This window comes from Denitrobaculum tricleocarpae (genome assembly GCF_007004665.1).
GTDB classification, from domain to species: domain Bacteria; phylum Pseudomonadota; class Alphaproteobacteria; order Kiloniellales; family Kiloniellaceae; genus Denitrobaculum; species Denitrobaculum tricleocarpae.
Genome location: NZ_ML660052.1, coordinates 639,963 through 665,196, shown reverse-complemented (window position 1 = coordinate 665,196; position 25,234 = coordinate 639,963). Strand labels below are relative to the sequence as shown.

The window sequence follows — 25,234 nt, the reverse complement described above, 5'->3', positions numbered from 1 at the left end:
GTAGCCGTCTCTTCAAAACGGATATATTTTTCTATCAAACTCCCTCTTAGCGTGTAAAACGAATTTCCGAATAGGCCAACGTTCAATTTTCCTTTTGGGAGTGCAATCTGCACTGGCCTCCGCGCTCCGCGATGGGCATATATATGCCCATGAGCAGCACACTAATCGAAGCCCTCCCGGACTCCTTTTCAAAGGCTGATTCACGTCCTTTTCGGATTGATTCCGACTATGAGCCCGCCGGAGACCAGCCGCAGGCCATCGAAGAAATCACCGAGGGGCTGATCAAGGGTGAACGCGATCAGGTTCTGCTCGGCGTCACCGGCTCGGGTAAGACCTTTACCATGGCGCACACCATACAGCGCCTGCAGCGTCCGGCGCTTGTCCTGGCCCACAACAAGACGCTTGCGGCGCAGCTCTATTCCGAGATGAAATCCTTTTTCCCCGATAATGCGGTCGAGTATTTCGTCTCCTACTACGACTACTACCAGCCCGAAGCCTATGTCGCGCGCAGCGACACTTACATCGAGAAAGACAGCTCGGTGAACGAACAGATCGACCGGATGCGTCACTCCGCGACCCGGGCTCTGTTCGAACGGGACGATGTCATCATCGTGGCGTCGGTCTCCTGCATTTACGGTATAGGTTCGCCCGAGACCTACGCCCAGATGATTATCTCTCTGCAGCCCGGCCAGATGATCGACAGACGGGAACTGCTGGGTTCCCTGGTCGAATTGCACTATTCCCGCAACGACGTCGCATTCGGCCGCGGCACCTTCAGGGTCAACGGCGATACCATCGAGATCTTCCCGGCCCACTATGAGGATCGCGCCTGGCGTATCAGTCTCTTCGGCGATGAAATCGAGTACATACAGGAGTTCGATCCCCTGACCGGGCACAAAACCAATACTCTCGAGCAGGTCAAGATCTACGCCAATAGTCACTACGTTACGCCCCGGCCGACACTGCAGCAGGCCGTCAAACAGATCAAAATCGACCTCAAGGCGCAGCTTGAGCACTTCCGCTCGACAGACCAACTGCTGCCCGCGGAACGGCTCGAGCAACGTACCACCTTCGACATCGAGATGATTGAGGCGACCGGTTCCTGCGCCGGCATCGAAAACTATTCGCGCTATCTGACGGGCCGTGCGCCGGGTGAGCCTCCGCCGACACTTTTTGAATACCTGCCGGATAACGCAGTGCTCTTCGTTGATGAGAGCCACGTCACCACCGGGCAGCTCCATGGCATGTACCGGGGTGACTTCGCGCGTAAATCGACGCTGGCGGAGTATGGTTTCCGGCTGCCATCCTGCATCGACAACCGACCGTTGAAGTTCGAGGAGTGGAATGCGATGCGGCCGCAGACGCTCTATGTCTCGGCAACACCCGGAAAGTGGGAGCTTGAGCAGACAGGCGGCGTCTATGCCGAACAGATCATCCGGCCGACGGGACTGATCGATCCGATCTGCGAGATCCGCCCGACAGAGACCCAGGTTGACGACCTGATCGAGGAGTGCAGGACCGCCGTGGCTGCAGGTTTGAGGGTCCTGGTCACGACCCTGACCAAGCGCATGGCGGAGGACCTGACCGAATATATGTACGAAGCCGGCATCAAAGTCCGCTACGTTCATTCGGATGTGGATACCCTGGAGCGGATCGAGATCATACGTGACCTGCGGCTGGGCGTGTTCGATGTGCTGATCGGGATTAACCTGCTGCGGGAGGGACTGGACATTCCGGAGTGCGGCCGGGTCTGTATCCTCGACGCAGACCGCGAGGGTTTTCTGCGCTCGACGACATCCCTGATTCAGACGATCGGACGCGCGGCGCGCAACGTCGACGGTAAGGTCATTCTTTACGCCGATGTGATGACGGATTCCCTGAAAGCGGCGCTGGGCGAAACCGACCGGCGGCGGGAAAAGCAACAGGCCTACAATGCGGCGAACGGCATCACACCGGAATCCGTCCGCAAACAAATCACCGACATCCTTCAGAGCGTTTACGAGAGCGATCATGTCACCGTCGATACGGGCGATGACGCCACGCCGCACCTGATCGGCAACAATCTCAAGACGCATCTAGAAGATCTCAACAAACGGATGCGGGCCGCAGCAGCGGATCTCGAGTTCGAGGAAGCCGCTCGTCTGCGCGATGAAATACGGAACCTGGAAAACAGTGAGCTTGAGCTGTCGCCGGGACCATCGAAATCCGGAAAACCGGACTTTACCGCCCGCATCGCCCGTGCCGACGCTTCATCGAAAAGCCGCAAAAAATACAAGGGCAAATCCCGGCGGCGTTAATTCAGCCTTAAACCAAACGCGAGATCGTACACATACGGATCCTTGAAAGCGCTTCAGACAAACCGCGCGAAGGCATTTCAATGCCGGAACGCTTACTCTATTAAACCTCGGGTAGGCATCGGCGCCTTGATCCGCGTACGGGTATCTACGGATTTAGAGACAGGCAAGCATTTCATAAAATCGGGAACTTCGCGCTTTTTTCGCCGGAAACTTGGACGTGCAACAACTCACTCATTTTAACGATCGCAAAGCTATCAGGCGGTATGACGCGCTCCGGACCCCGATCTGGGTGTTCGATGTCGAGCGCCATGCGATGTGGTGGGCGAACAAAAGTGCGCTGAAGTTCTGGGACGCCGCTTCGCTCGACGAGTTGATTGGACGGGACTACTCCAGCGACTCCGAGACTGTCCGCCTGCGCCTGAGACAGATCGTGGACAACACCATCGACGGCGACTCCGTCATGGAGACATGGACACTCTACCCAAAGGGTCAGCCTGTGACGGTTGTACTGGACATGAAACCCGTCACTATCGAGGAAGGCTCTCCGGCGATCCTGATTGAGGCAACGACACCGCTGGATCTGCGCCGGGAGCCTGAAGCCCTGCGCATTCTGGAGGCGGCCCGCTATACCCCCTTGATGGTCAGTATTTTTTCTTTGGACGGCGAGCTTCTGGCTCAGAATCCGGCTGCCAGTTTTGCCTACAATCTCTCCAACGGGCCGACGCCTACGACATCGGGAACGCTTGAACAACGCTTCGTCAAACCCCAGGCGGCGGAGGCGCTGATGAAATCCTGCCGCCGGGGTCATCGGCACAGCGGTGATTTTCGAGTCCGTACGTCAAAGGGCGCACGCTGGCACCACCTGGACGCCCGGATCGCCAAGGACCCGATGACCGGCGATCGCTCGATCGTCATCACGGAGGAAGACGTTTCCGCGAGAAAACGGGCCGAGCGGCAACTCGAAACCATCAACCAAACGCTCGAGAGGCGGGTTCAGGAACGTACCCATGAGCTCGACACAGCCCGGCTGGCGGCAATCCAGGCGAACCACGCGAAAAGCGATTTCCTCGCAACCATGAGCCATGAACTCAGGACGCCCCTGAATGCGATCATCGGCTTTACGGATCTTCTGCTCAACGGGATATACGGTCCGTTAAATGATAAACAAAGCGAGATACTTGGAGACATCGGCGCGAGTGGCTCTCATCTCTTTACGCTGATCTCCGACCTCCTAGATGCCTCCCGAATCGAGGCAGGACGGCTGGAGCTCAAGGAATCCAAAGTCAATCTCAGCGAGATCTTTGAAGAGTGCACGACCGTCCTGGAACCGGCCTGCAAGGGTAAAAACATCAAGATCACCCGTCAGGGCTTCGACGGCAACACACAGCTTTTCGCCGACCACACACGTTTGAAGCAGGTCTTGCTTAATCTGATATCCAATGCCGTGAAGTTTTCACCGGGCGGCGGGACGGTCACATTGGCGGTAGAGCCGAACGAGACGAGTGATTATCTGGTGCTGAATATCTCCGACACGGGAATTGGCGTCCCGGAGGAGATCATTCCAAACCTCTTCAAACCCTTCACTCAGGCAGCGCCCGAGCACAGCAGCCTGCAGCGTGGCGCCGGTCTCGGGCTCTACATCGCAAAGAGCCTGATTCAACTTCATGACGGCGACATCTCTTTCCAAAGCCGTGTCGGCGAAGGCAGCTGTGTGACGGTCTCTCTGCCCCGGGAACGAGTCATTCACGCCTGACAGCGTCCATCTGCACAGGTGGTCATCGCTTCCCGAACTCAGGCAACCGGATCTTCCGGCTTCTCCTCTATGATGTGCCGCCAGCCCTCGCCGCTCGACATCAGGCAGCTTTGGCCGCCCGGCCGGGTCATCAGCAGTGTCCAGGATCCTGACGGCCCGGAAAAGACTTCCAGCAATCGGCCGTCGGCCGTGATCCCGAATGCCGTGCGGCCCTCGTGATAACGCTCCTTCAGCGTTTCCAGGATCGCCTCGCGCTCTCCACAGGATATTGTCTGGGCGGATGCCGTCGCGGTAACAGCAGAGGCCGCCGTGAGCGCGGCGGCCACAGCCCCGGACATCAACGCCCCCTGCAAAGCTTTACCGATTTTCGACATAGCATCCTCCAATCCGACTTCACCTCTCATGGAATTTCGTCCTGCACCAAGCCGATCCGGCGGTGTGACACCCGATCCCGCTGTCACCGCCAAGGCTTTCCGCGTGGCTGAAAAGCTGCGCTGACAGCTGCAGGTTTTCTCCGGCCTTTCTCACATATGGTTAATAAAGGCCCGGCATCAATAAATAACGGAATTGTGATGTAGAATTTTACGCCACAAATCTTAGATTTTTGTCTCTCCGGAGAGATAAAAAAAGATCGCTGGTTTCTTTATTGCTTTTCAAACAAGCCCTTAACTTAAGGCCAGTGAGAAACGAACACTTGTAGGTTCGATTCAATAAGTGAAATCACGAATTGATGATGCTGTCATGCCAGTCCACATAAAAGTGGGACAAACGGCACTCCCGTCACCACATCAGTGATGCAAACATGCACCCGGCATGTCGCAAAGCGGTGTGCAAGGCTACCAAAGCCTGAGGAAGACCGGTGGTTCCGGCAAGGGCACCCCGGAAGGAGAGAGAGGGAATGAGCGAAAAAATCGTCAAGACCGATGCCGAATGGCGCGCGCAGCTGAGCCCGGAGCAGTATCACGTAACACGGCAGGCCGGAACCGAACGGCCCTTCCAAAACCTCTACCACGACGACAAGAACCCAGGCACCTACGCCTGCATCTGTTGCGACACGCCGCTCTTCAACGCGGCGGAGAAGTACGATTCGGGCACCGGCTGGCCTTCCTTTTGGGCGCCGGTATCGGAAGAGGCGGTCGCACTTAAAGTGGACCGGACACTCTGGATGAAACGCACCGAGGTCCTCTGTGCACGCTGCGACGCTCACCTGGGGCACGTTTTCGAGGACGGACCGGCTCCGACCGGCCTGCGCTACTGTATGAACTCGGCGTCGTTAAACCTCAAAAAGGCGGACGACAAGGCTGCGGAGTGAAGCGCAAGCCCTGACGAAAAGGGTGACGTTTTTGCCTTTACCGACTCAAGAAAGCGCGCCCTTGGTGCCAAAACGCGAATAGAAAGGTTTACCATGGCCGCGGAAATCCGATAGATATTGAAAATTCCGGGGGGAAGACGCATTTAGCTATCCATTCCACGATTGACCTGAATATACACCGCGACGAGAAGCGTCCTGACCGCACGAGCTTGGACGTCGCCGCGCACAACAGATTGGTTGCCATGTCCTTTGCTACAGCTGCCGCGACCGGCGGGTTCCTGCTTCCGGCCTGCTCCCAGATCTTGCGCGAAAAAAGGGTCTGATCACTGTGACGCCCCTGGCTTTTTTAATGACCGGCGCCGGTCTTCTGCTCCTTGCATTCGGTGGCGAAGTCCTTCTGCGTGGCGCAATCGGTGTGGCCAGCAGGCTGGGGCTCTCCCCAATGCTGATTGGCCTGACCGTGGTGGCCTTCGCCACATCGATGCCTGAGCTGGTCGTCACGGTGACCGCCGGTCTGGAAGACGTGACGGACATCGGTGTCGGCAATGTGGTCGGATCCAACATCGCCAACATACTTTTGATTCTCGGCGTTGCCGCCGTCATCTCCCCGATTGTCACCAAGCCTCAGCTTGTTTTGCGCGATTGCATCGCCGTTCTTGCCGCGACCCTGTTGTTTGTCAGTTTTGCGTATTACGGCGAACTCTCCTTCCTGCACGGCGTGGCGATGATCGCCTGCCTGATCGGCTATGTCTGGTACAGCTATCGCAACGATGCCGTCCGGAACGGCGACGATGGCGAGGACGAAGACAGCCTGAGCGCCCTTGATGACGAGGTTGCGGAAGAAATTGAGAGCGCGCCAAAGTCTCTGGGCATCGCGCTCGCTCTTGTCATCGGCGGCATCATCGGGCTGGTGTTGGGATCGGAGCTACTCGTCCGTGGCGCTGTCCAGATTGCCAGGGCTGCGGGCGTGTCGGAGACCGTCATAGGCCTGACCCTGGTCGCGTTCGGCACATCACTTCCCGAGCTCGCGACCTCTATCACCGCTGCAATTCGCGGGCATACCGAGGTCGCTCTGGGCAACGCCCTTGGATCGAATCTTTTCAACCTTCTGCTGATTCTGGGCGTCCTTGCCATGGTGACTCCCTTTGAAGTTGACGCAGCGGTCCTCAGTTTCGATGCCTGGATCATGGCAGCGGTTTCCCTGATGGTGGTTCCGATCATCATGATTTGCGGCCAGATCGGGCGCTTCTCCGGTATTGTCTTTTTATTGTTGTACGGCGCTTACATTACCTATCAGTTCACCCTGCCTCCCGTCGTGGCGTAGCGGCAGTTATCCAGTCGACAGGCGTTAGACCTTCAAGTTCGACCGCCTGTATGGGACAGTTCAAAAACTCCATTTGGCGTAGACCCTACAGTTTAGGTCGCGGCGGAACTTGTCATCGGGCTTTTGCTTCTGCATGCTCGCGCCGATGAACAAACAGCAGCAAAAAAGACACCGCGCGAACTATCCACGCAGTGTATTGATCACGGGTGCAGCCAAGCGAATTGGACGGGCGCTCGCACTCGACTTTGCCGCGCAAGGTTGGACCGTGGCAGCCCACTACAGGAGTTCGAGCGCAGAGGCCGATTCTCTGATCGCAGAGATCGCTGCCACGGGTGGAAAGGCGCATGCATTTCAGGCAGACCTGACGCAGGAGGCCGACGTACAAGCCCTGGTCCCGTCGGTCGTCGAGGCGGTGGGTCCGTTGGGTTGCCTCATTAACAACGCCTCGACCTTCGAACGCGATTCGATCGAGACCGCGTCCAGGGAAAGCTGGGATCAGCACATCGAACCCAATCTGCGGGCGCCGCTGGTCCTCACTCAGAGTTTTGCGAAAGCCCTCAAAGACGCGGTCGAGCCGGCGCGTGATGGGGCGCCGGCACCCTTGAACGGCGTTGTCATCAACATGATCGATCAGCGCGTCTGGAATCCTACGCCGCAGTACTTGAGTTACGCACTCTCCAAGGCCGGCCTCTGGGCGATGACAAAGTCCCTGGCACTGGAACTGGCGCCGAGGATCAGGGTGAACGGCATCGGTCCGGGTCCGGCACTTGCCAACGCGAGACAGAGCAAGGAAGACTTCGACGCACAGTGCGCGGCCATGCCGTTGGGCATCGGCACATCGCCGGAGGAAATCTGCGCCGCTGCGCGTTTTATAATCTCAGCGCTGTCCATGACGGGTCAGATGATTGCACTTGATGGCGGTGAACATCTCGGCTGGGCGCAAGCACCGCAGGACCATCAGTTTTTGGACTGACGCGAATCGATAAAGCCGCACGCCCCCGGACGGAATCCACAGATCGAAATCAATCTAAACCAGCATTCGAAGAGACTCTCATGTCCGCATCCAAACACTCAGAGTCAACGTCTGAAGACTCTCCACTCGCTCAGACGGCGCTGACAACACAACGCGTCGTGATACGTGACATGACGCTGACCTGCTCGATCGGTTTAAGCGACGAGGAACGTGCGCGTAGCCAACGCCTGCGACTCAACTTTGAAATTGACATTCAACCCTCTGCGCCGAGCGATGACGAAATCGCCGAAGTGGTCCACTACGGGCATCTGGTATCGCGCATCCGCCGCACCTGTCTGGAGAACAACGTCCGGCTGCTTGAAACACTTGCTGATCAGATTCTGGAAACCTGCTTCTTCGACAAACGCGTCATCTCTGCGCGTGTAAGGATTGAAAAACTCGACCGCTATCCCGACGTTGGCGGAATCGGAATCGAAATCGAACGCCAACGCAAGTCCGAATGACCCGTCGGCGGGACTTGGTTTGGTGGCTTTCATCGATCACACAATGTGACGATGTCACAAATCGTTAACGTCATCGTAAAGACTCAAAAGCGCCCGATAAACCATTGCGAAAACGTAATCTATCGGCTCGGGTCTCGAAAGTTTTACACAACCTATTCAGGACCGGTTTTCAGCTGCAGGCAGTCAATGAGGTTTTTTCGTTCTTTAAGGTTTCTTTACGCTTGACTTCATTTTTATTTATATAAATCAATTGCTTAAAATTTTATGCCTATTTTTTAGGCATAGCAAGCAAGAGCTTGATTCCTCTAGGGCTAACCCCTCGCAAGCTATATATACGCACAGAGTTATCCACAGATTCCGTGGATATGTTGGTTAACGGCATTTGAAGGGCAAAAATATCTGTCCGTAGACATCTGAATGAGCAGATACACATTGCTGTCACAACATCGTCATCTTAGTGAATGTGGTCACCGGTCCGATTTTTTATGCCCCGATCATCTTTAAAGCCAAGCGGTGAGAGGCGATACTAGTGTGATGTTTCTGAAGTTCGCCGCATAATTTGCGGCGAATTTTGGAGGCTGAATCACACTAGATTCAATGAGGTAGTGTCCCGTTGAATCTGAAATTCAATGAAGTGAATTTCAGATCCGGGATACTAGGGACAGAGGCGCACGGCACCACAATCTGGATCATGGTGTGTTGTGACCACTATGAGGTTTCGGCGTGATGCGAGAACGGCGTTGCGCGGAAGCCTAGTCCGGAGAGTGACTGCGGTACGACAAAGCTATGGTGAGATCGTCAGGTAAGCGCAGACGTAACGACCCGTCCCAGGGCGGCAAGCGCTCGGCTATGCCCAACCAGGACAGCCTTGACCGGGAATCGACGTCTTCAGGTCTGTCCGAGGCATCGCCCAAGTGGATCGGACCAGACGGACCAGCCTCTCTCGAGAGCCAGCAACCGCAAAGTGATGCCGGACCGGTCCCGCCCGCTTCCGTTTCCCAGTCTGAGACGGAGCCGGCGACAGCACCCGCCCCGCCCGAAGAGGATCAGCTTACACGTCTGGAAAGGGGCGCTCAGGTCATCGCAAACGCGGTCAAGACTCTGCCCGGTGCGCCCGGCGTATACCGCATGCTCTCTGAAGAGGGGGATGCGCTCTACGTCGGCAAAGCAAAGAATCTGAAAAAGCGCGTCAACTCCTACACCGGTGTTGGCAAACTTCCCTACCGGCTCAAGCGTATGGTTTCCGAGACTGTCTCCATGGAGTTCGTCACGACCCATACCGAAGTCGAGGCGCTGCTGTTGGAAAGCAACCTCATCAAACGCCTGATGCCGCGTTACAACGTGTTGCTGCGCGACGACAAATCCTTTCCCTACATTCTGGTTACCGGTGACAAGGAAACCGCGCAGATCACCAAGCACAGGGGTGCTCAGAACCGTGACGGTGACTATTTCGGTCCCTTCGCCGACGCCACGGCCGTGAACATGACCATCACCGCGCTTGAGAAGGCCTTTCTGTTGCGGTCCTGCAGCGACGGTGTTTTCAACAACCGCAAGCGTCCCTGCCTGCTCTACCAAATCAAGCGCTGCTCCGCACCCTGTGTCGATCGAATCTCACCGGAGGCCTACAGCGAGCTTGTCGAGCAGGCGCGTGCGTTTCTGTCCGGACGGTCGCAGCGCGTTCAGCAGGACCTGGTCAGGCAGATGGAGGCGGCATCGGAAGCGATGGATTTCGAGGTTGCCGCGGAGTATCGCGACCGGATCCGCGCTCTGGCCCATATTCAGTCGCGCCAGGATGTGAATGTCGCGGGCATCGACAACGCGGACATCTTCGCCGCCCATGCCGACGCAGGTCAGATCTGCATTCAGGTCTTCTTCTTTCGCGCGGGCCGGAACTACGGCAACCGGGCGTATTTTCCGAGCCACGACAAGACTCTTGAAATCGACAGTGTCCTGTCGTCTTTCCTGTCACAGTTTTACGACAACAAACCGATCCCCAAACTGATTCTGACCAGCCATAAACCTGCAGATCTCGATCTGCTGAGCGAGGCCTTGTCGTTCCGGTCGGAGCACCGTGTGGAGATCGCGACGCCCCAACGCGGCGACAAACGCAAGATTATCGAGAACGCCCTGCAGAACGCGCGGCAGGCTCTGGCGCGCCGTCTTGCGGAGAGCAGCAGTCAAAGACGGCTACTGGAAGGACTGGCCGAAGCTTTGGGGCTCGATTCGGCCCCGGAGCGGATCGAGGTCTACGACAACAGCCACATACAAGGTTCCAATGCCTACGGCGGCATGATCGTCGCCGGTCTTGATGGCTTCCTCAAATCCTCGTACCGAAAGTTCGCAATCCGGGGCGCGGTCAATTCGCCCACGAGAGAAAAACCCGACCAGGCCGTCGATGGCGCCGCGGCCAACGACGAGGCTTTCACCCCCGGCGATGACTACGCTATGATGCGCGAGGTCCTGCATCGCCGGCTCTCACGCGCTTTGAAAGAGGATCCGGAGCGGCGAAGCGGGCAATGGCCCGATCTCATTCTGCTCGATGGCGGCAAGGGTCAACTTACAGTGGGTCTGGAGGTTCTGGAAGAACTCGGGATTGACGATCTCGCGATCGCCGCGGTCGCCAAGGGTCCGGACCGCAACGCCGGCCGGGAGCGCATCTTCGTGCCCGACAAACCCTCCTTCATGCTTGGCCCGCGGGATCCGGTTCTCTACTTCATTCAACGATTACGGGACGAAGCGCACCGCTTCGCGATCGAAACCCATCGCAAAGGACGCTCCAAGAGCCGTTTGCGCTCGGTTCTGGACGATGTACCGGGCATCGGTGCCAAACGGAAAAAGGCCCTGCTGCTTCATTTCGGCAGCGCAGGTGCCGTATCCCGCGCCGGGCTCTCGGATTTAGAGGGAGTCGAGGGCATTAACAAAGCCGTAGCACGAAAAATATACGATCATTTCAACACCCTGGGATAATTACTCTTTAGTCTCAAGCACTAGGCGTTTAGCTTAGGCAAGGTCGAATTGTTATTCGGTGCGTTGGGGCCGAGAATACCCATGATGGGATACCCAATACGAGCAGGATTGCACTACGTCGATGTTAACCACACTTCCGAATCTTCTGACACTGTCGCGTATCATCTTGATTCCGCTGATGATCGCGCTGATGTACATCGACACACCGACCAACCGTTGGATCGCCTGGGGGATCTTCACCCTTGCCTGCGTAACGGACTGGCTCGACGGCTATCTCGCCCGGAACATGAACGATGAGTCCTCCCTGGGACGTTTTCTGGATCCGATTGCAGACAAACTGCTCATCGCTTCGGTCATCATCATGCTCACGGCTGTCGGACGCATCAGCGAGCTTGTGGTCATCCCGGCCATTATTATCATGTGCCGTGAGTTGCTGGTCTCGGGATTGCGGGAGTATCTGGCGGAAATCAAAGTTGCCATGCCGGTCAGCAAGCTCGCCAAGTGGAAAACGGTTATCCAGATGATTGCCCTGGGAACTCTCATCGTCGGCGACGCCGGCCCTGCGTCCTGGCCGGTCCAGCAAGCCGGTGAATGGGGTCTTTGGATTGCGGGCGCCTTGACCGTGATCACAGGCTACGACTATATGGCAAGTGGACTAAAGCACATGATGAAAAGCCATCCCAAGGCCTAGGTTGAGGACTCACAATCTTATCGTCAAGACCGTCAAAGAATATGAGTTCTCAACCTAGGGATCGGCAGCGCGAGCTTCCTATGTATTTCTTCAAAAAAAAACCACAAACCCTCTGCCGTCACGGATCTGAATGGCAGAACCTCAATGCTGATCTCAAAACGCCTTCCACAGGCCGGAGGTCCGGACAATGAAGGTGTTCGGATTTGCCGGTTGGAGCGGCAGCGGCAAAACCACTCTGCTCTGCAAACTGATCCCGGAGCTGGTTTCGCGGGGCGTATCCGTCTCAACTTTGAAACACGCGCACCATAACTTTGACGTCGACAAGCCCGGGAAGGATTCCTACGAACACCGGCAGGCCGGCGCAAGCGAGGTGATGATATCGTCCGGGAACCGCTGGGCGCTGATGCATGAACTCCGAGGAGCGGAAGAGCCCAAGGTCGAAGAACTGATCGACAAGATGTCGCCGGTGGACCTTCTGCTGATCGAAGGTTTTAAAAAATCCGCGCATCCGAAGCTCGAGATCCACCGCCCGGCGGTCGGCAAGCCGTTGCTCTATCCGGACGACCCCCATGTGGTCGCCATTGCCTGTGACCAAGCGCTGGGCGACACGCCCCTGCCCGGCCTGGACCTCAATGACGTCGGCGGGATTGCGGACTTCATCATTGCGCATTGCGGCTTGGCACATGCGTAGCGCAGCTTATATGCAGCCTTGTGGCCGCGGCCGGAAACCGCAGGCAATCTAGACGGAGGCGTAGTGGCACAGCTAACAGACGACTGTTTCGCCCATGGTGGCCGCTTGATGCGGACTGATGAGGCCTTGGAACTGCTGAAAGAGAAACTGGAGTGCGTTACTTCGACCGAGACGCTTGCGACGGGCAACTGCCTGGGCCGGGTTCTGCGTGAAGATATCATCGCCCCTGGAAACATCCCGCCTCACGACAACTCCGCCGTCGACGGTTACGCGATCTACTTTGACGACTTAGAACCTGAAGGTCCGACCCGGTTGCGCATTGCCGGCAGACAGGCTGCGGGTCAAACACCGGTTGAACCGCCACTCCGGGGTGAGGCCTTGCGTATCTTTACCGGCGCAGTCATGCCGGAGGGCCCCGACACGGTCATGATGCAGGAAGACTGCGCGCTTGAAGACGGAGACGTTATTATTCCCGCCGGCATCAAGCGCGGCGCAAACCGCCGGGATGCAGGCGAGGATGTGCGTGCCGGGAGCAGAGTTCTGCACAGCGGTCAGCGGTTACGGGCACAAGACCTGGGTCAGGCGGCAGCCGTCGGACGATCTGAATTGCAGGTCTCCCGTCCCTTGCGCGTCGCGCTTTTTTCGACCGGCGATGAGTTGCGGGAACCCGGTCAGGATCTCGTCACCGGCGCTATTCATGACTCAAACCGCTACACCCTGAACGGCCTTCTGAAGTCGCTTGGCTGCGAGGTGTCGGACCTCGGAATCCTGCGGGACAACGCCGAGACCATTATCTCGGCCCTGGACAAAGCGACGGAAGACCATGATTTGGTCATCACCTCCGGCGGCGTCTCGGTTGGCGAAGAAGATCATGTAAAGCACGCCGTCGAGACCCTCGGCAAAATGCACGCCTGGCGCCTGGCGATCAAGCCGGGCCGCCCGATCGCACTCGGACAAATCGGGGCTATCCCCTTCGTGGGCCTGCCGGGCAATCCGGTTGCCGTGGTCGTCACCTATCTGGTCTTCGTCAGGCCTATGCTCCTGCGTCTTATGGGCGGGAATATCACCTCCCCTCAAAGCTTTCCCGTCCGCGCCGATTTCTCTTACCGCAAAAAGAAAGAACGCAGAGAATGGGTGCGGGCAAGTCTGCGGCCAAACGGCGATGGCAGCTGGAAAGCCGAAAAATTCCCGCGCGACGGCGCAGGCATTCTCTCGTCCCTCGTGGAGTCTCAGGGCCTGGTCGAATTGCCTGAAGATCTTACGCAGGTCGAACCTGGAATGCTGGTAGACTATCTGCCGTTCAGTGAGGTGATTGGATGAAACTGCTCTATTTTGCGTGGCTAAAAACCAAGACGGGCGTTTCGGAAGAAACGGTGTCGCCGCCGGCTGAGGTCGAGACCGTGGCCGATCTGCTGACATGGCTCAAACAACGCGGACCGGCTTTCGAAGACGCCCTCGCCGACGTCGAAGCGTTGCGCGTTGCCGTAAATCAGGAATACGCTGAGATGACGGATCCGGTGACAGCGGGGGACGAAGTGGCTCTTTTTCCGCCCGTGACGGGAGGCTAGTTTGAGGAAACCGGCATGATACGAGTTCAGCGCGAAGACTTTGACCTCGGCGCCGAATTGCGGGCGCTCTCGGATGGAGACCATGGCATCGGCGGCGTCGCCAGCTTCGTTGGGCTGGTGCGCGACATGGCGGCTGGCGAAAATATCGGCGCGATGACGCTGGAACACTACCCCGGCATGACGGAGAAAATGCTGGGCCGCATTGAGGCCGAGGCTCTCGAACGCTGGCCGCTGAATGCCAGCCTGATTATTCACAGATACGGACGGCTGGAACCCGGCGATCAGATTGTCCTGGTCGCGACCGCCAGCCCCCATCGCGAAGCAGCCCTGGAGAGTTGCCATTTCCTGATCGACTGGCTTAAGACCAAAGCCCCCTTCTGGAAACTGGAAGATACGCCGGACGGCGGTCAGTGGGTCGATGCCCGCGACAGTGATGATGAGGCCGCGGCGCGCTGGCGCAAGCAGGCCGACGGGTCCTGACAACCCAACCCCCCAAAAAAAACGGCGCCCCACACGAAGTGCAAGAGCGCCGACTTTATTGAACCCGGGAAATGACAGGCCCCGGAGAGGCTTTAGGCGGCGCTAGCCGCCAGCCCGGGTTGCCGAACCAGGTCGTCATAGGCCGTCAGAAGATCGCGCGTGATCTCTCCAGGCGTGAACTTGTAGTCATCGATCTCCGAAACGGGCGTCACTTCGACAGCGGTTCCCGTCAGGAAGACTTCCTGCGTCCTGGCAAGCTCCTCGGGCATGATGGCGCGCTCGATAACCTCGTAACCGCGCTCACGGGCAAGATCAATAACCGTACGCCGCGTGATACCGTCAAGGAAGCAATCCGGGGTCGGCGTGTGAAGCTTTCCCTCTTGAATCAGGAAGATATTCGCTCCGGTCGCTTCAGCGATCTGTCCGCGGTAGTCGAGCATCAGGGCGTCGTTGAAGCCTTTGGCTTCGGCGGCATGCTTGGAGAGCGTGCAGATCATGTAAAGTCCGGCAGCTTTAGAGCGCGTCGGCGCCGTGTCAGGCGCAGGCCGGCGCCAATCCGCTAGGGTCATGCGGATCCCTTGAAGGCGGGCCTCCGGCGAGAAATAGGCCGGCCACTCCCAGGCTGCCACGGCAACATTGATCCGGTTGTGCTGCGCGGAGACCCCCATCATCTCGCTGCCGCGCCAGGCGATCGGGCGGACATAGCCGTCAACGATACCGTTTGCCTTCAAGACTTCATTCGCAGCCCGATCGATCTCCGTGACGGAATAGGGAAGCGAGAAGCCCAAGAGCTCCGCCGAGGCCTGCAGGCGCTCGTGATGCTCGGTCATCTTGAAGACATGCCCGCCGTATGACCGCTCGCCTTCGAACACGGCACTCGCGTAGTGCAGGCCATGAGTCAGAACGTGCAGTTTCGCATCCTGCCAGGGCACCAGTTCACCGTTGAACCAAATAACACCTTCACGCGCATCGAAAGGGATCATGGACATTACGTTTCCGCCCTAATAAGTTCTTGTTCGCGCAGAGATGGACCTGATTGTTTTGGACAGAAGCGGCCCAGGCAGATGACCGACTGGCTTTAACCGCTTAAGCACCTTAAAATCATTAGATCTTTGCGCAACATCCAAGCATTTTGTTACTTTCTAACAAAACATCGAACCAGTGTGTAACATTAGCAATTATATATGTCAATATGGCTGACGTAAAAAGCGGCGCTAACCCCCTCTTCCTCCGGGAAGAAGAATTGCGTCAGGCAATGGAACTGCTGTTCTTCTCCTACCGGGATTTCACGGCAGAGCCCGATCAGATCCTGTCGCACTACGGCTTTGGCCGCGCACATCACCGTGTGATCTATTTCGTCGGGCGCCACCCTTCAATGACAGTGAGCGAGCTGCTGGACATTCTGCGGATTACGAAGCAGAGCCTCTCGCGTGTGCTCAGCCAGCTAGTGCGCGAAGACTTTATTGAACAGAAGCCCGGTACCGAAGACCGGCGGCAAAGGCTGCTGGAGTTGACCAAAAAGGGTAAAAAGCTTGAGTCCGAGCTGATCGAAAACCAGCGTCGGCGGATCGCCCGGGCTTACCGTATCGCAGGCGCGGATGCCGTCGCAGGTTTCCGCACTGTGCTTTACAATCTTATGGATGAGGATGGCCGCAAGCGCTTCGACCATGTCGAAGCCCTGCAGCCGGCGGTCGCGCGACGTTAGACGTCGTGACGGGAGCCATGCCTGATCCTGCCTCACGTGGAAACACCGCACTGATGGATGAGCCTGCACATATTCTGGTCGTCGACGACGATAAGCGGCTGCGGGAACTGCTGCGCAAGTATCTCAGCGATCAGAAGTTCCGGGTGACCACAGCCAGCGACGCCGAAGATGCGCGGGCCAAGCTCTCGGCCTTTGCCTTCGACATCATCGTGCTGGACATCATGATGCCGGGTGAAAACGGCCTCGAACTGACTGCCTGGCTGCGAAGCTCCAATAAGGTTCCCATCCTTCTGCTGTCCGCCATGGGGGAATCCGGAGACCGGATTTCCGGGCTGGAACTGGGCGCCGACGACTATCTCTCGAAACCCTTTGAGCCGCGCGAGCTTGTTTTGCGCATCAATGCGATCCTTCGCCGCGTGGAGAGCACGGCGCCGGCGATAACGGGCGAAATCAGTTTCGGTGATTTCAGTTTTGATCTGTCGCGCGAGGAACTTCGGCGTGACGATGAGTACATTCGACTGACGGCCGCTGAATCTTCGCTTCTAAAAGCGCTCGCACGCAGTCCGGGAGTTCCGGTCAGCCGGGAAGCTCTGACCTCGGAGAGTCCGGTCGATGCGAACAACCGGACCATTGACGTCCAGGTCACGCGACTGCGCCGAAAGATCGAGTCGGACCCGAAGTATCCGAGATATCTGCAGACGGTCCGGGGTACGGGTTACGTCCTCATTCCCGACTAGGTTGGGAACTCCTATTCCTTGACGGCCTTGACGATAAAATTATGTTTTCTGGCAAGGAGTTAAGAGTGGAGCGATGCCATAGCATCGTGCTTAGCCAGAATTGGACCGATGACACGACGAAGTCGAGAACTTGGTTCCCAGAACGTGGTTCCCAGAACTCATAATCTTGTCGCCCCTCTGGGGTCGTGTTTTGGCAGGCCTTAGGGGCGTCGAGGCCTCTTACCGGGCCTTCAGGCCCGCTTTCGAGACCTCTCCTGCCTAAATCCTGCCAAAACACGATCAAGACCATCAAGGAATAGGAGCCCTCAACCTAGAAGTCGCCTGGCTTCGGGATGTCATCCCGGCGACATCGCGCAGTCAAAGTGCCCCAGGTGCCAAGAGAGCCCTGGACGGCAGGCTACAAGAGCGTGAAAAACGACCTAACTCTATGGTATAGAGACACATTGACGCTTGGCATCGGCTTTACAGGCTTCTACTTGGTTAATTGTATCTATCCGACGGCATTGGACGGAAAATGACCTCACAAGCAGACGTAGCTGATCAGACCCTGGCCGGCGAACGCACAACTGCCAAGGCTGCGGGGCCGGCGAAACCCTCGGCTTTCAAGCGTCTCATCCCGCGCACGCTTCTTAGCCGCTCGCTGTTGATCATCGTTTCTCCCCTGGTCTTGCTTCAGGTGGTCTCGACCTGGATTTTCTATGACCGCCATTACGACACGATCACGAAGCGCCTCTCACAGGGCCTGGCCGGCGATATTGCCGTGGTCATCGAGTTGGTAAACCGTGATTCAAGCGATGTTCAGCGCGCCCAGGTATTCCGCCTGGCGAGACGTTCGCTCGCACTGGACGTAACGCTCGAGAAAGGCACATTCCTGCCCGGGGATGCCAAATCTCCCGGCTACGGAATTCTGAACCGCAAGCTCAACAAAGCACTGGAAGAAAGGTTCGGTTATCCCTTCGTGATCGACACCAGATCGTTGGAGGAGCAGGTCAAGATCGACGTGCAGCTTCCGGATGGCGTGCTGGCCGTGCTGGTCTCGCGAAAGCGGCTGTTCTCCTCGACCACCTACATCTTTATCATGTGGATGGTCGGAACCTCCATCATCCTCTTTGGTGTTGCCGTCTTCTTCATGCGCAAACAGGTAACCCCGATTCAACGCCTGGCGCAGGCCGCCGAGAGCTTCGGTAAAGGGCGGGATGTAGAAGGCTTCAAACCGGAGGGCGCCCTGGAAGTCAGGCAGGCGTCGACCGCTTTTTTGCAGATGCGCTCGCGGATCAAGCGTCAGGTTCAGCAGCGTACGGACATGCTGTCCGGCGTCAGCCACGATCTGAGGACACCGCTCACGCGCATGAAGCTTCAACTCGCCATGTTCGAAGCCTCCGGTGATGTCGAAGACTTGAAATCCGATATCACGGAAATGGAACGCATGGTGGAAGGCTACCTGGCCTTTGCGCGCGGCGAAGGGACGGAGCAGCCGAAACCCACGGAGATCATGACCTTGCTGCGCGACGTCGTTGCGCAAACCCGCAGAGAGGGCGGGGTCATCGACCTGCACACGGAAGAAGACATCATTCTGCCGCTTCGGCAGGAGGCAACCCGGCGCTGCTTTACGAACCTCCTGGCAAACGCTCAGCGCTACGGCGAGCATGTCTCGGTGCGCGCAGGTCAACGCAACCATGCGGTCGAGATCACCGTGGATGACGACGGACCGGGCATTCCCGCTGGACGCAGAAAAGACGTGTTCAAACCCTTCTTCAGGCTCGATCAATCGAGAAATCAGGAAACCGGCGGCGTCGGATTGGGCCTGACCATTGCGCGTGATGTCGTCCACAGCCACGGCGGTGAGTTACGCCTGGATGCCGCCCCGGGAGGAGGATTGCGGGTTATCGTGCGGCTGCCGCTTTAACCTTTCCCAAAGGCCGAATACCGGCGAGGTAGTTCCGAGAAAGACCGGTTCCAGCAAAGATGGCCGGGTCATTCGCTCTCGATTTCGACCCGCGCGGCAATGTCCGGATCTGCGATATTCGCATGAAGGGCCAACATGATAACACCCGCGTCGAAGTCGTTTTGCCCTTCGGTCGCCTCTAAAATGCGGGCCTCCTGGGCCTCGGCCAATTCAGGCGAGTTTGCGTCCGCAAAGTCACCGCGTCCCAAAACGCAATAGGCCAGAAGTTCGCCGGCGGCTCTCTGCAAATCCGCGCGCTGCTGGTCTTTCGCTTCGACCGTCTGCTGGGCCGGAACGATCTCTCGTATCCATTTGCAGATGGTAAACTTCGTCGCGTCATTCACAGCGTGGGAATTCAGCCCCATTTGATGGAGACAGCGATCCAAATCCCTGACTTCACGGCTTTTGCCGAATAGCTCAGCGACAAACGCAAACATACCGCCCTCTCGAATTTCGCCCGCGCTCATTCAACAAACGCCGGCCACACCTGTCATCAAGTGGTTACGAGTGGCCCCACCTTCCAGGCCTGTCCATCGATGCTGGGCCGAAGGCAAGTCTCCACTCCCCAAAAAAACAAACAGCCCCAAAAGACCATCTCTCAGCAACACTATGTCGTTGAGCGAGGTTCTTTGGAACTGTTTGGGCAACGTGGATCGTTGACGAACGTTAGAGCACATTCCGATCACACGGGGTCATTTGACAGGGACAGCGCGCGAATGGTTCGACGGCTAGAGTGGAGCCTTTCACCCGTTCGCGGCTGATTTCGCCGATCCGCAATACGGTCTCCCGGCCAAGATTTGCCTCAGCGTTTGGAGGAAACTTTTGGTTTGGCTTTTCGGGTCCGCTTGTTGCTTTGACCCAGGCCGATCTCTTTCGCCAGATTACTCCGCCGCTTCGCATAGTTGGGAGCAACCATCGGATAGTCCGCCGGCAGATTCCAACGCTCGCGGTAGTCTTCGGGTGTCATCCCATAGGCCGTGCTCAGATGCCGCTTGAGCATCTTCAACTTTTTGCCGTCTTCCAGACAGACAATGTAATCAGGCTGGATCGACCGCTTGATCGAAACGGCAGGCTTGAGGCGTTCAGGCTCAGGTTCGACGCCGGTCCCACTCAGCGTTTCGAAAACGCTGGTGATCAGCGCGGGGAGTTCGTTCTTACCGACACTATTATTGCCCACATAGGACTGAACGATATGCGCAGTTAATCTGAGCAATTCAGGCTTTTCGGCGGTTTCAGACATTCGCATCTCCCGAATACAGTATTGGCGTCAAGGATTTCAGTAACAGACTAAAAGTCAAAGTGTCGGTCAAAAAGAGAAATTATATCAAAAGCGTTTATTTCTAAAGATAACAAAAATCCGCCGCAATATATCCGACAAATTCATCGCAGTCATGTAAAAAGATAGTGGTGTTTTCACATTTTAGAACGAAAGGTCCAATAGGGCTAAAAGAAGAAAGAATCACCACAGACCTATTGAAAACATACAACAGTTAGTAATAACTCTGTTACTTACAAGGTAGGGATCGATTCCAGGAGTGCCAATTTTATGTCATTGCGGCTGCAAAAAAGAATTCCTGCCTCATGGGCCAAAGCTTTGCTATTTGCCTTATGACATCCGCCCGCCGTTGGGGATCGCCCGATCAGGCTCAAGCAGCACGATGTCGCCGTTTTCATCGGGGAACCCAAGCACAAGCACTTGCGACATAAACTTCCCGATTTGTTTGGGCGGAAAGTTCACGACCGCAGCAACCTGACGACCGGGCAGCGCTTCCAAACTGTAGTGCACGGTGACTTGGGCGGACGTTTTTTTCATACCGATCTCAGAACCAAAATCGACGACCAGCTTAAAGGCGGGCTGACGTGCCTCAGGAAATGCTTCGGCTTTTATGATTGTCCCGACGCGGACGTCAACACGCAGGAACTCGTCATAGCCCAGGGGACTGTCCACCTGCTTCTTATCACCTGCCGACATCTGAGCATCTCCCGTTTCAATCTGCCTGTGGCCTTGGAGCGACGCTAACACCTCGGCGCAAAGATCGACAAGCTGACGGTGTTCAGGAGATGGCGGGGGCGGGCGCGAGGGTGGGGGCGGGAGCGACAGCCGCTGAGTTGGACCGGCGCGGAATATGCGCTTGGACGAAACCCCAGAGCAATCGGGTTCCGCTCGGATTTCACGTCCCGGCCAAACAGAAAACGAAAAAGGGCCGCTCCTCGGAGCAGCCCTTCATCAGGTACTGAAATGGAATTTCAGAGAGCGCGCTTACTTTTTCGCGGTCGCTTTGATCTGAGACTTCAACTCTTCGAGGCTCTCGGATACGCGCTTATTCAGAACTTCGACGGCGTCCTGATTCGACTTGGCGCCCATCTCCGCAAGCTCGCGGACATTTGACAGCGTGCGCTCAAAGGAGTCTTTCACAAGCTCGGCCTGCTTGGACATAACCTCGTCAGGCGTACCGGCCGAAGAAAGCGACTGAACAGCGCGCGAAGCTTCCTCGACAGCCTGGCGAACGATTTCGCCCTGGCGGTGCATCAGGGCTTGCGTGCCTTCGAACGAGAGGCGGTTAGCCTGCACAATGGCTTCCATGTTGCGCTTCTGACTTTCCATGATCGCGGAAGCGTCGACGCCAGGTACAGCGAACTTTTCTGTCATCTTAGAGAAGTCCGGAACCTCGAACTGCTCGGTAAACTTCGAAACATCCATGAACGCAGTGAAATCACCATCGAGGAACGGGTTCCCCGTTTTTGTTGCTGCTTTTGCCATTGACCCAATTCCTTATCATAGAAGGTGAATTGTGCGGCCACCTATTGTGCACTGCACAAAATCTGTCGATGACGGGAATATAGGCATAAAAATTCAAAGGTCAAGCGAATTTGTTGCACTGCAACAAAATCATCGCGCGACTTGTAGCATGGCCATCTTAAAGCTTAATCGCCTCAAAGACTTAAAGCAGATCAGGCGGCGGCAGCCTCAGGGCGCTTCCGCTCGAAACGGCGGGCACAGCCGTCGACTTTCGTCAGATATTTATCTAATGCTGCCATCGTTTTAGGCAGATCCTCGGCCTCTTCCTTGAACCAGATTTTCAAAGTCGCAAGATAGACCCCGGAAAGGGCCTTCACGCGCACCATTCCGCGGAATCCATCGCTCGACAACTGAGCTGCCTCGAGCATGGTGGCCATTGAGCGGCTGAGGCGTTTTGCACTGCAGGCCGCTGCGAGAGGATCGCGCATCTGGTCCTGGGCGATGACCGCCAGGGCTTCCTTGTAAGGTGCGAGCGCATCCAAACGGCGCATTACGACATCGAACAGACGGTCCTTCGCTGGCTCTTCGCTGCTTTCACCCTCCTCATCCGCGATGACCTGGGCATCGACCATCCGGTTGAAGCCCCCCAGGATAGCCTGTTTGGAAGAATAAACACCGTAAACCTGCGACAAAGGAAGTTTCGCAGCTGCGGCAATGTCCGCCAGAGAAAGATCACGCCAGCCCTCGTCCCGGGCCAGATTCATTGCCGTGTCGACGATGTGTTTGGGAATGTCCGCCTTCTTTACCATTCGATCCTCCGATGAGCCTCTAGCTCGTATCCTGCCTCAGTTCAGGGTGCACCTGATAGAGAAATGGTCTTCGATAACGGGCTTTTCGAGTGTTTTGGCCTAATTATGCGGTGGCTCTTCAGGTAGAGCATCAAAAGACCACAGTTTGGCGCCTTACTCCGCCCTTAGATCTGCGACAGTTCCATGAGTCAGTTTTGTCAGTTCCTCCCCGCCCAGAGGGAACACCGCGTTGGGTGTCCCCGCGGCTGCCCAGATGACATCGAACTCCAAGAGATCGCGGTCAATGAAGGTCACAGGAGGCTCACGGTGTGCGATCGGCGGCACGCCGCCAATAGCAAAGCCCGTCTTCTCACGAACGAAATCCGGATCGGCACGGGTAATTTTCTCGCCCAGCAACGCCCGTACTTTTTTCACATCGACACGGTTTACGCCACTGGCAATGACCAGAACCGATCGATCGCTGTCCTTGGCCCTGAACACGAGAGACTTGGCAATCTGCGCGATTTCGCAACCGATCACCTCTGCCGCCTCCGCGGCGGTTCGGGTACTCGCCGGAAATTCCCGGACCTCGAAGTTTCCGCCAGAGGCCGTCAGCACATCCTGAACACGACGCGTACTGGCTTTCAATTCCATGTAAGTTGCCGCTCCATCAGGACCTAGATACAGAAAACCGCGGGAACGCCGGTCTGCTCAGGCCGGCTCGGACTGCCCCAGTTCCCGGCTCCGCCTGGTGGCGGCCGCGATCGCGCGGGTCATCAGAGGCTGCAGGCCGTCTTCCGCCATCAGCACATTGAGAGCTTCCAAAGTTGTTCCGGCCGGGCTCGTCACATTCTTGCGAAGTTGGCTGGGAGCTTCGCTGGCCTGATGAACCAGCTCGCCGGATCCGGCCACCGTCACGCGGGCGAGCCGTTCCGCCAGGTCCGAGGGCAATCCGGCTTCAATCCCCGCCTGCGCGAGACATTCGATGAGCAGAAAAACGTAGGCCGGTCCTCCTCCGGATACAGCCGTGACGGCATCCAGCAGGGACTCGTCCTCAACCCAGGCCGTCTCGCCCACTGCGGAAAGCAGAGAGCTGCAAGCTTCGCGCTGAGGCGCGGAAGCGGCGCCGTTAGCACATAAGACCGTCATGCCGCGCCCCACGGCCGCGGGCGTATTGGGCATGGCGCGGACAATCGGCGCCTCTTCGCCGAGCGCGCTTTGAAAATAGGCAAGCGTCTTGCCGGCAGCGATCGAGAGGAAAACAGTGGAGGCCTTCGCGAAGAGCCGGTAATCGCCGATCGTGGCGTCCATCATCTGTGGTTTGATCGCGATCACCACGACGGCCGGATCGCAGGCTTCCGGCAGGTCGGTCACAGCCTTGACCACCGCGACGCCTCGCGCACGCAATCCCTCCAGGACAGGCGATTCGAAGGGCTCGATTACAGTGACCGCCTCTGGTGCAACGCCTTGCGCTAGCCAGCCCTCAAGCAGAGCCCCGCCCATTTTGCCGCATCCGATCAGCAGCAACGAACCATTGATTTTCATAGTCTTCAGCTCTTTGACTGAAATTTACACCTGCAGGAATGAACTCAAGAAACCGGGGCCATTGCCCACGACACCGGGAACATCTCTATGGCAAGTGATCGATTTAAGCCTCGCCGACGGTCTCCATCAGCGCGGCCGACAAGGCATTCTGCACTGTCTGGCCACCCCAGACCACCATCTGGATTGCAGGATAGAAGCGTTCGCATTCGACAACCGCCGTATCGACCAGATCTTCCAACTGTTCGACGCTCGCCGCCTGCAGACCGCGCAGAGGGATCGTGTGCCGGAACATGGCCGTTCCGTCATCGGACAGCAGATCAAAATGACCAAGCCAGAGTTTTTCGTTCACCGCGCCGATGAGCTCGTAAATCGCCAGCCTTTTCGTCTCCGGCACCCGCAGGTCAAACTGGCAGGTAAAGATCACGGCACTGACTTCGTGCTGCCAGACGAAATACATGTGGTAGTCGCACCAGCGCCCGGCGACTTCAACTGTCAATTCCGAGTCATTGTGCCGGTCGAAGCTCCAATCGTTTGCGATGACCAGCTCTTCGAGAATATCGAGCGGATTGTGAGAACTATCGATTACAGTTGTGTGCGTATCCATTGCAATGCAGTCCCCTTAGTATGGTGGCGGCTTTTTGCCTTCCCAAGGTAGACCGTATCACTGATCCGTCACCGAAATATGGTTAAGACGCGATAGCAAACTACCAAATGTAGCGTGCCATCTTCGATTCAGTGGTGCAATAGCTGAGTGAGCCTCTCAGGCGATTACTTGCAAGACTTCTGTGGATAACTTTGCAGTCACGGAAGCCTTAAGAGCTTTTGGCAGATCCGCCGGACTCGGGCGCCGAACCGGGCGCGGATTCAGGCTTGGCCTTGGCTTTTTGCCTCGTCCGTTTGATACCGGATGCCCCCGCAGCCGGGGCGGCTTTGGATTTTGAGGTCTTTTCGGCGAGCAAAACCTCAAGTTGTGCCACCCGAGCAGCTAGTTCTTCCTGCTCGCTGCGGGCCTTGGCGGCCATCGCCTTTACCACTTCGAATTCCTCACGCGGCACCAGATCCATCTGCGCCAACACGCGTTCGAGCTGCTCACGCACCCGGGCCTCTACTTCGCCACGCACACCGGCTGCAACCCCCATTGCTCCTGAGGTCACGCGGGCCAGGTCATCCAAAAAACGGTTCTGAGTCTGCATAATTCGAGCTCACAGCAGTAAA

The 25,234-nt window shown here is 57.1% G+C and carries 26 protein-coding genes; 15 read left to right on the top strand and 11 right to left on the bottom strand.

Going from position 1 to position 25,234, the window contains the following annotated elements:
• The first annotated feature begins 149 nt into the window (after nt 1-149).
• Nucleotides 150-2,297 carry an excinuclease ABC subunit UvrB gene (uvrB, locus tag FKG95_RS03015; RefSeq protein ID WP_142894814.1) on the top strand — a complete coding sequence of 716 codons (2,148 nt, stop codon included), beginning with the start codon at nt 150-152 and terminating at the stop codon, nt 2,295-2,297.
• Nucleotides 2,298-2,514: 217 nt separating this feature from the next.
• Complete coding sequence (locus tag FKG95_RS03010) at nt 2,515-4,050, top strand: PAS domain-containing sensor histidine kinase (protein ID WP_142894813.1); 1,536 nt, start codon at nt 2,515-2,517, stop codon at nt 4,048-4,050.
• 38 nt (nt 4,051-4,088) lie between these two features.
• On the opposite strand, the gene FKG95_RS03005 is transcribed toward FKG95_RS03010, so the two are convergent.
• Nucleotides 4,089-4,424 (bottom strand): hypothetical protein, encoded by a 336-nt coding sequence (locus tag FKG95_RS03005; RefSeq protein ID WP_142894812.1) that lies wholly within the window; start codon nt 4,422-4,424, stop codon nt 4,089-4,091.
• 524 nt (nt 4,425-4,948) lie between these two features.
• Between FKG95_RS03005 and msrB the strand changes: the two genes are divergently transcribed.
• The 10 genes from msrB to FKG95_RS02955 all read left to right on the top strand — a co-directional run bounded on the left by msrB (nt 4,949) and on the right by FKG95_RS02955 (nt 14,559).
• A complete protein-coding gene (msrB, locus tag FKG95_RS03000) occupies nt 4,949-5,362 on the top strand; it encodes a peptide-methionine (R)-S-oxide reductase MsrB (RefSeq protein WP_142894811.1) in 414 nt (137 codons plus the stop codon).
• Between the two features lie 349 nt (nt 5,363-5,711).
• Nucleotides 5,712-6,686, top strand: coding sequence for a calcium/sodium antiporter (locus tag FKG95_RS02995; protein ID WP_142894810.1), 975 nt, complete (start codon nt 5,712-5,714; stop codon nt 6,684-6,686).
• 145 nt (nt 6,687-6,831) lie between these two features.
• Nucleotides 6,832-7,659, top strand: a complete 828-nt coding sequence (locus tag FKG95_RS02990; protein WP_142894809.1) for an SDR family oxidoreductase — start codon at nt 6,832-6,834, stop codon at nt 7,657-7,659.
• An 80-nt stretch (nt 7,660-7,739) separates the two neighbouring features.
• Nucleotides 7,740-8,162: a dihydroneopterin aldolase gene (locus tag FKG95_RS02985; protein ID WP_142894808.1), complete on the top strand. Its 423-nt coding sequence runs from the start codon at nt 7,740-7,742 to the stop codon at nt 8,160-8,162.
• A 786-nt stretch (nt 8,163-8,948) separates the two neighbouring features.
• On the top strand, nt 8,949-11,129 hold the full coding sequence (gene uvrC / locus FKG95_RS02980) for an excinuclease ABC subunit UvrC (protein WP_246116665.1): 2,181 nt from the start codon (nt 8,949-8,951) through the stop codon (nt 11,127-11,129).
• A gap of 121 nt (nt 11,130-11,250) precedes the next feature.
• Nucleotides 11,251-11,820, top strand: coding sequence for a CDP-diacylglycerol--glycerol-3-phosphate 3-phosphatidyltransferase (gene pgsA, locus FKG95_RS02975; protein ID WP_142894807.1), 570 nt, complete (start codon nt 11,251-11,253; stop codon nt 11,818-11,820).
• A 187-nt stretch (nt 11,821-12,007) separates the two neighbouring features.
• On the top strand, nt 12,008-12,511 hold the full coding sequence (mobB, locus tag FKG95_RS02970) for a molybdopterin-guanine dinucleotide biosynthesis protein B (RefSeq protein WP_142894806.1): 504 nt from the start codon (nt 12,008-12,010) through the stop codon (nt 12,509-12,511).
• Between the two features lie 63 nt (nt 12,512-12,574).
• Nucleotides 12,575-13,831, top strand: coding sequence for a molybdopterin molybdotransferase MoeA (locus FKG95_RS02965; protein ID WP_142894805.1), 1,257 nt, complete (start codon nt 12,575-12,577; stop codon nt 13,829-13,831).
• A complete protein-coding gene (moaD, locus tag FKG95_RS02960; RefSeq protein ID WP_142894804.1) occupies nt 13,828-14,079 on the top strand; it encodes a molybdopterin converting factor subunit 1 in 252 nt (83 codons plus the stop codon). Before FKG95_RS02965 ends, moaD begins: the two co-directional genes overlap by 4 nt.
• A 15-nt stretch (nt 14,080-14,094) precedes the next feature.
• Entirely contained in the window at nt 14,095-14,559 is a 465-nt protein-coding gene (locus FKG95_RS02955; RefSeq protein ID WP_142894803.1) for a molybdenum cofactor biosynthesis protein MoaE, read from the top strand.
• Nucleotides 14,560-14,651: 92 nt separating this feature from the next.
• On the opposite strand, the gene FKG95_RS02950 is transcribed toward FKG95_RS02955, so the two are convergent.
• Complete coding sequence (locus tag FKG95_RS02950; RefSeq protein WP_142894802.1) at nt 14,652-15,548, bottom strand: branched-chain amino acid aminotransferase; 897 nt, start codon at nt 15,546-15,548, stop codon at nt 14,652-14,654.
• A 203-nt stretch (nt 15,549-15,751) separates the two neighbouring features.
• Here FKG95_RS02950 and FKG95_RS02945 point away from each other — a divergent pair, with 203 nt between their 5' ends.
• The 3 genes from FKG95_RS02945 to FKG95_RS02935 all read left to right on the top strand — a co-directional run bounded on the left by FKG95_RS02945 (nt 15,752) and on the right by FKG95_RS02935 (nt 18,907).
• Nucleotides 15,752-16,264, top strand: a complete 513-nt coding sequence (locus FKG95_RS02945) for a MarR family winged helix-turn-helix transcriptional regulator (RefSeq protein ID WP_142894801.1) — start codon at nt 15,752-15,754, stop codon at nt 16,262-16,264.
• 53 nt (nt 16,265-16,317) lie between these two features.
• On the top strand, nt 16,318-17,001 hold the full coding sequence (locus FKG95_RS02940; RefSeq protein ID WP_142894800.1) for a response regulator: 684 nt from the start codon (nt 16,318-16,320) through the stop codon (nt 16,999-17,001).
• Between the two features lie 514 nt (nt 17,002-17,515).
• The gene (locus FKG95_RS02935) at nt 17,516-18,907 is read left to right on the top strand and encodes an ATP-binding protein (RefSeq protein ID WP_142894799.1); all 1,392 of its coding nucleotides are present in this window, start codon (nt 17,516-17,518) and stop codon (nt 18,905-18,907) included.
• A gap of 68 nt (nt 18,908-18,975) precedes the next feature.
• Here the strand turns inward: FKG95_RS02935 and FKG95_RS02930 are convergent, their stop codons facing one another.
• The 9 genes from FKG95_RS02930 to FKG95_RS02890 all read right to left on the bottom strand — a co-directional run bounded on the left by FKG95_RS02930 (nt 18,976) and on the right by FKG95_RS02890 (nt 25,212).
• Nucleotides 18,976-19,413, bottom strand: coding sequence for a hypothetical protein (locus FKG95_RS02930; RefSeq protein ID WP_142894798.1), 438 nt, complete (start codon nt 19,411-19,413; stop codon nt 18,976-18,978).
• Nucleotides 19,414-19,748: 335 nt separating this feature from the next.
• On the bottom strand, nt 19,749-20,186 hold the full coding sequence (locus tag FKG95_RS02925; RefSeq protein WP_142894797.1) for a Ros/MucR family transcriptional regulator: 438 nt from the start codon (nt 20,184-20,186) through the stop codon (nt 19,749-19,751).
• A gap of 366 nt (nt 20,187-20,552) precedes the next feature.
• Nucleotides 20,553-20,918 (bottom strand): tRNA-binding protein, encoded by a 366-nt coding sequence (locus tag FKG95_RS02920; RefSeq protein WP_142894796.1) that lies wholly within the window; start codon nt 20,916-20,918, stop codon nt 20,553-20,555.
• 288 nt (nt 20,919-21,206) lie between these two features.
• Nucleotides 21,207-21,707: a phasin family protein gene (locus FKG95_RS02915; RefSeq protein ID WP_142894795.1), complete on the bottom strand. Its 501-nt coding sequence runs from the start codon at nt 21,705-21,707 to the stop codon at nt 21,207-21,209.
• 191 nt (nt 21,708-21,898) lie between these two features.
• Nucleotides 21,899-22,495, bottom strand: a complete 597-nt coding sequence (locus tag FKG95_RS02910) for a TetR family transcriptional regulator (protein ID WP_142894794.1) — start codon at nt 22,493-22,495, stop codon at nt 21,899-21,901.
• Nucleotides 22,496-22,648: 153 nt separating this feature from the next.
• Complete coding sequence (locus FKG95_RS02905; RefSeq protein WP_142894793.1) at nt 22,649-23,128, bottom strand: YbaK/EbsC family protein; 480 nt, start codon at nt 23,126-23,128, stop codon at nt 22,649-22,651.
• Nucleotides 23,129-23,185: 57 nt separating this feature from the next.
• A complete protein-coding gene (gene proC / locus FKG95_RS02900; protein WP_142894792.1) occupies nt 23,186-24,019 on the bottom strand; it encodes a pyrroline-5-carboxylate reductase in 834 nt (277 codons plus the stop codon).
• A 103-nt stretch (nt 24,020-24,122) separates the two neighbouring features.
• On the bottom strand, nt 24,123-24,623 hold the full coding sequence (locus FKG95_RS02895; RefSeq protein WP_142894791.1) for a type III secretion system chaperone family protein: 501 nt from the start codon (nt 24,621-24,623) through the stop codon (nt 24,123-24,125).
• 208 nt (nt 24,624-24,831) lie between these two features.
• Nucleotides 24,832-25,212, bottom strand: coding sequence for an accessory factor UbiK family protein (locus tag FKG95_RS02890; protein WP_142894790.1), 381 nt, complete (start codon nt 25,210-25,212; stop codon nt 24,832-24,834).
• Nucleotides 25,213-25,234: the final 22 nt, after the last annotated feature.

What these genes read in the sequence shown, in the direction of transcription:
- uvrB (WP_142894814.1), top strand. Translation starts at nt 150, where the DNA reads ATGAGCAGCACACTAATCGAAGCCCTCCCGGACTCCTTTTCAAAGGCT.
- FKG95_RS03005 (WP_142894812.1), bottom strand. Translation starts at nt 4,424, where the DNA reads ATGTCGAAAATCGGTAAAGCTTTGCAGGGGGCGTTGATGTCCGGGGCT.
- msrB (WP_142894811.1), top strand. Translation starts at nt 4,949, where the DNA reads ATGAGCGAAAAAATCGTCAAGACCGATGCCGAATGGCGCGCGCAGCTG.
- FKG95_RS02995 (WP_142894810.1), top strand. Translation starts at nt 5,712, where the DNA reads ATGACCGGCGCCGGTCTTCTGCTCCTTGCATTCGGTGGCGAAGTCCTT.
- FKG95_RS02990 (WP_142894809.1), top strand. Translation starts at nt 6,832, where the DNA reads ATGAACAAACAGCAGCAAAAAAGACACCGCGCGAACTATCCACGCAGT.
- FKG95_RS02985 (WP_142894808.1), top strand. Translation starts at nt 7,740, where the DNA reads ATGTCCGCATCCAAACACTCAGAGTCAACGTCTGAAGACTCTCCACTC.
- uvrC (WP_246116665.1), top strand. Translation starts at nt 8,949, where the DNA reads ATGGTGAGATCGTCAGGTAAGCGCAGACGTAACGACCCGTCCCAGGGC.
- pgsA (WP_142894807.1), top strand. Translation starts at nt 11,251, where the DNA reads ATGTTAACCACACTTCCGAATCTTCTGACACTGTCGCGTATCATCTTG.
- mobB (WP_142894806.1), top strand. Translation starts at nt 12,008, where the DNA reads ATGAAGGTGTTCGGATTTGCCGGTTGGAGCGGCAGCGGCAAAACCACT.
- moaD (WP_142894804.1), top strand. Translation starts at nt 13,828, where the DNA reads ATGAAACTGCTCTATTTTGCGTGGCTAAAAACCAAGACGGGCGTTTCG.
- FKG95_RS02955 (WP_142894803.1), top strand. Translation starts at nt 14,095, where the DNA reads ATGATACGAGTTCAGCGCGAAGACTTTGACCTCGGCGCCGAATTGCGG.
- FKG95_RS02950 (WP_142894802.1), bottom strand. Translation starts at nt 15,548, where the DNA reads ATGTCCATGATCCCTTTCGATGCGCGTGAAGGTGTTATTTGGTTCAAC.
- FKG95_RS02945 (WP_142894801.1), top strand. Translation starts at nt 15,752, where the DNA reads ATGGCTGACGTAAAAAGCGGCGCTAACCCCCTCTTCCTCCGGGAAGAA.
- FKG95_RS02940 (WP_142894800.1), top strand. Translation starts at nt 16,318, where the DNA reads ATGGATGAGCCTGCACATATTCTGGTCGTCGACGACGATAAGCGGCTG.
- FKG95_RS02935 (WP_142894799.1), top strand. Translation starts at nt 17,516, where the DNA reads ATGACCTCACAAGCAGACGTAGCTGATCAGACCCTGGCCGGCGAACGC.
- FKG95_RS02930 (WP_142894798.1), bottom strand. Translation starts at nt 19,413, where the DNA reads ATGAGCGCGGGCGAAATTCGAGAGGGCGGTATGTTTGCGTTTGTCGCT.
- FKG95_RS02925 (WP_142894797.1), bottom strand. Translation starts at nt 20,186, where the DNA reads ATGTCTGAAACCGCCGAAAAGCCTGAATTGCTCAGATTAACTGCGCAT.
- FKG95_RS02920 (WP_142894796.1), bottom strand. Translation starts at nt 20,918, where the DNA reads ATGTCGGCAGGTGATAAGAAGCAGGTGGACAGTCCCCTGGGCTATGAC.
- FKG95_RS02915 (WP_142894795.1), bottom strand. Translation starts at nt 21,707, where the DNA reads ATGGCAAAAGCAGCAACAAAAACGGGGAACCCGTTCCTCGATGGTGAT.
- FKG95_RS02910 (WP_142894794.1), bottom strand. Translation starts at nt 22,495, where the DNA reads ATGGTAAAGAAGGCGGACATTCCCAAACACATCGTCGACACGGCAATG.
- FKG95_RS02905 (WP_142894793.1), bottom strand. Translation starts at nt 23,128, where the DNA reads ATGGAATTGAAAGCCAGTACGCGTCGTGTTCAGGATGTGCTGACGGCC.
- proC (WP_142894792.1), bottom strand. Translation starts at nt 24,019, where the DNA reads ATGAAAATCAATGGTTCGTTGCTGCTGATCGGATGCGGCAAAATGGGC.
- FKG95_RS02895 (WP_142894791.1), bottom strand. Translation starts at nt 24,623, where the DNA reads ATGGATACGCACACAACTGTAATCGATAGTTCTCACAATCCGCTCGAT.
- FKG95_RS02890 (WP_142894790.1), bottom strand. Translation starts at nt 25,212, where the DNA reads ATGCAGACTCAGAACCGTTTTTTGGATGACCTGGCCCGCGTGACCTCA.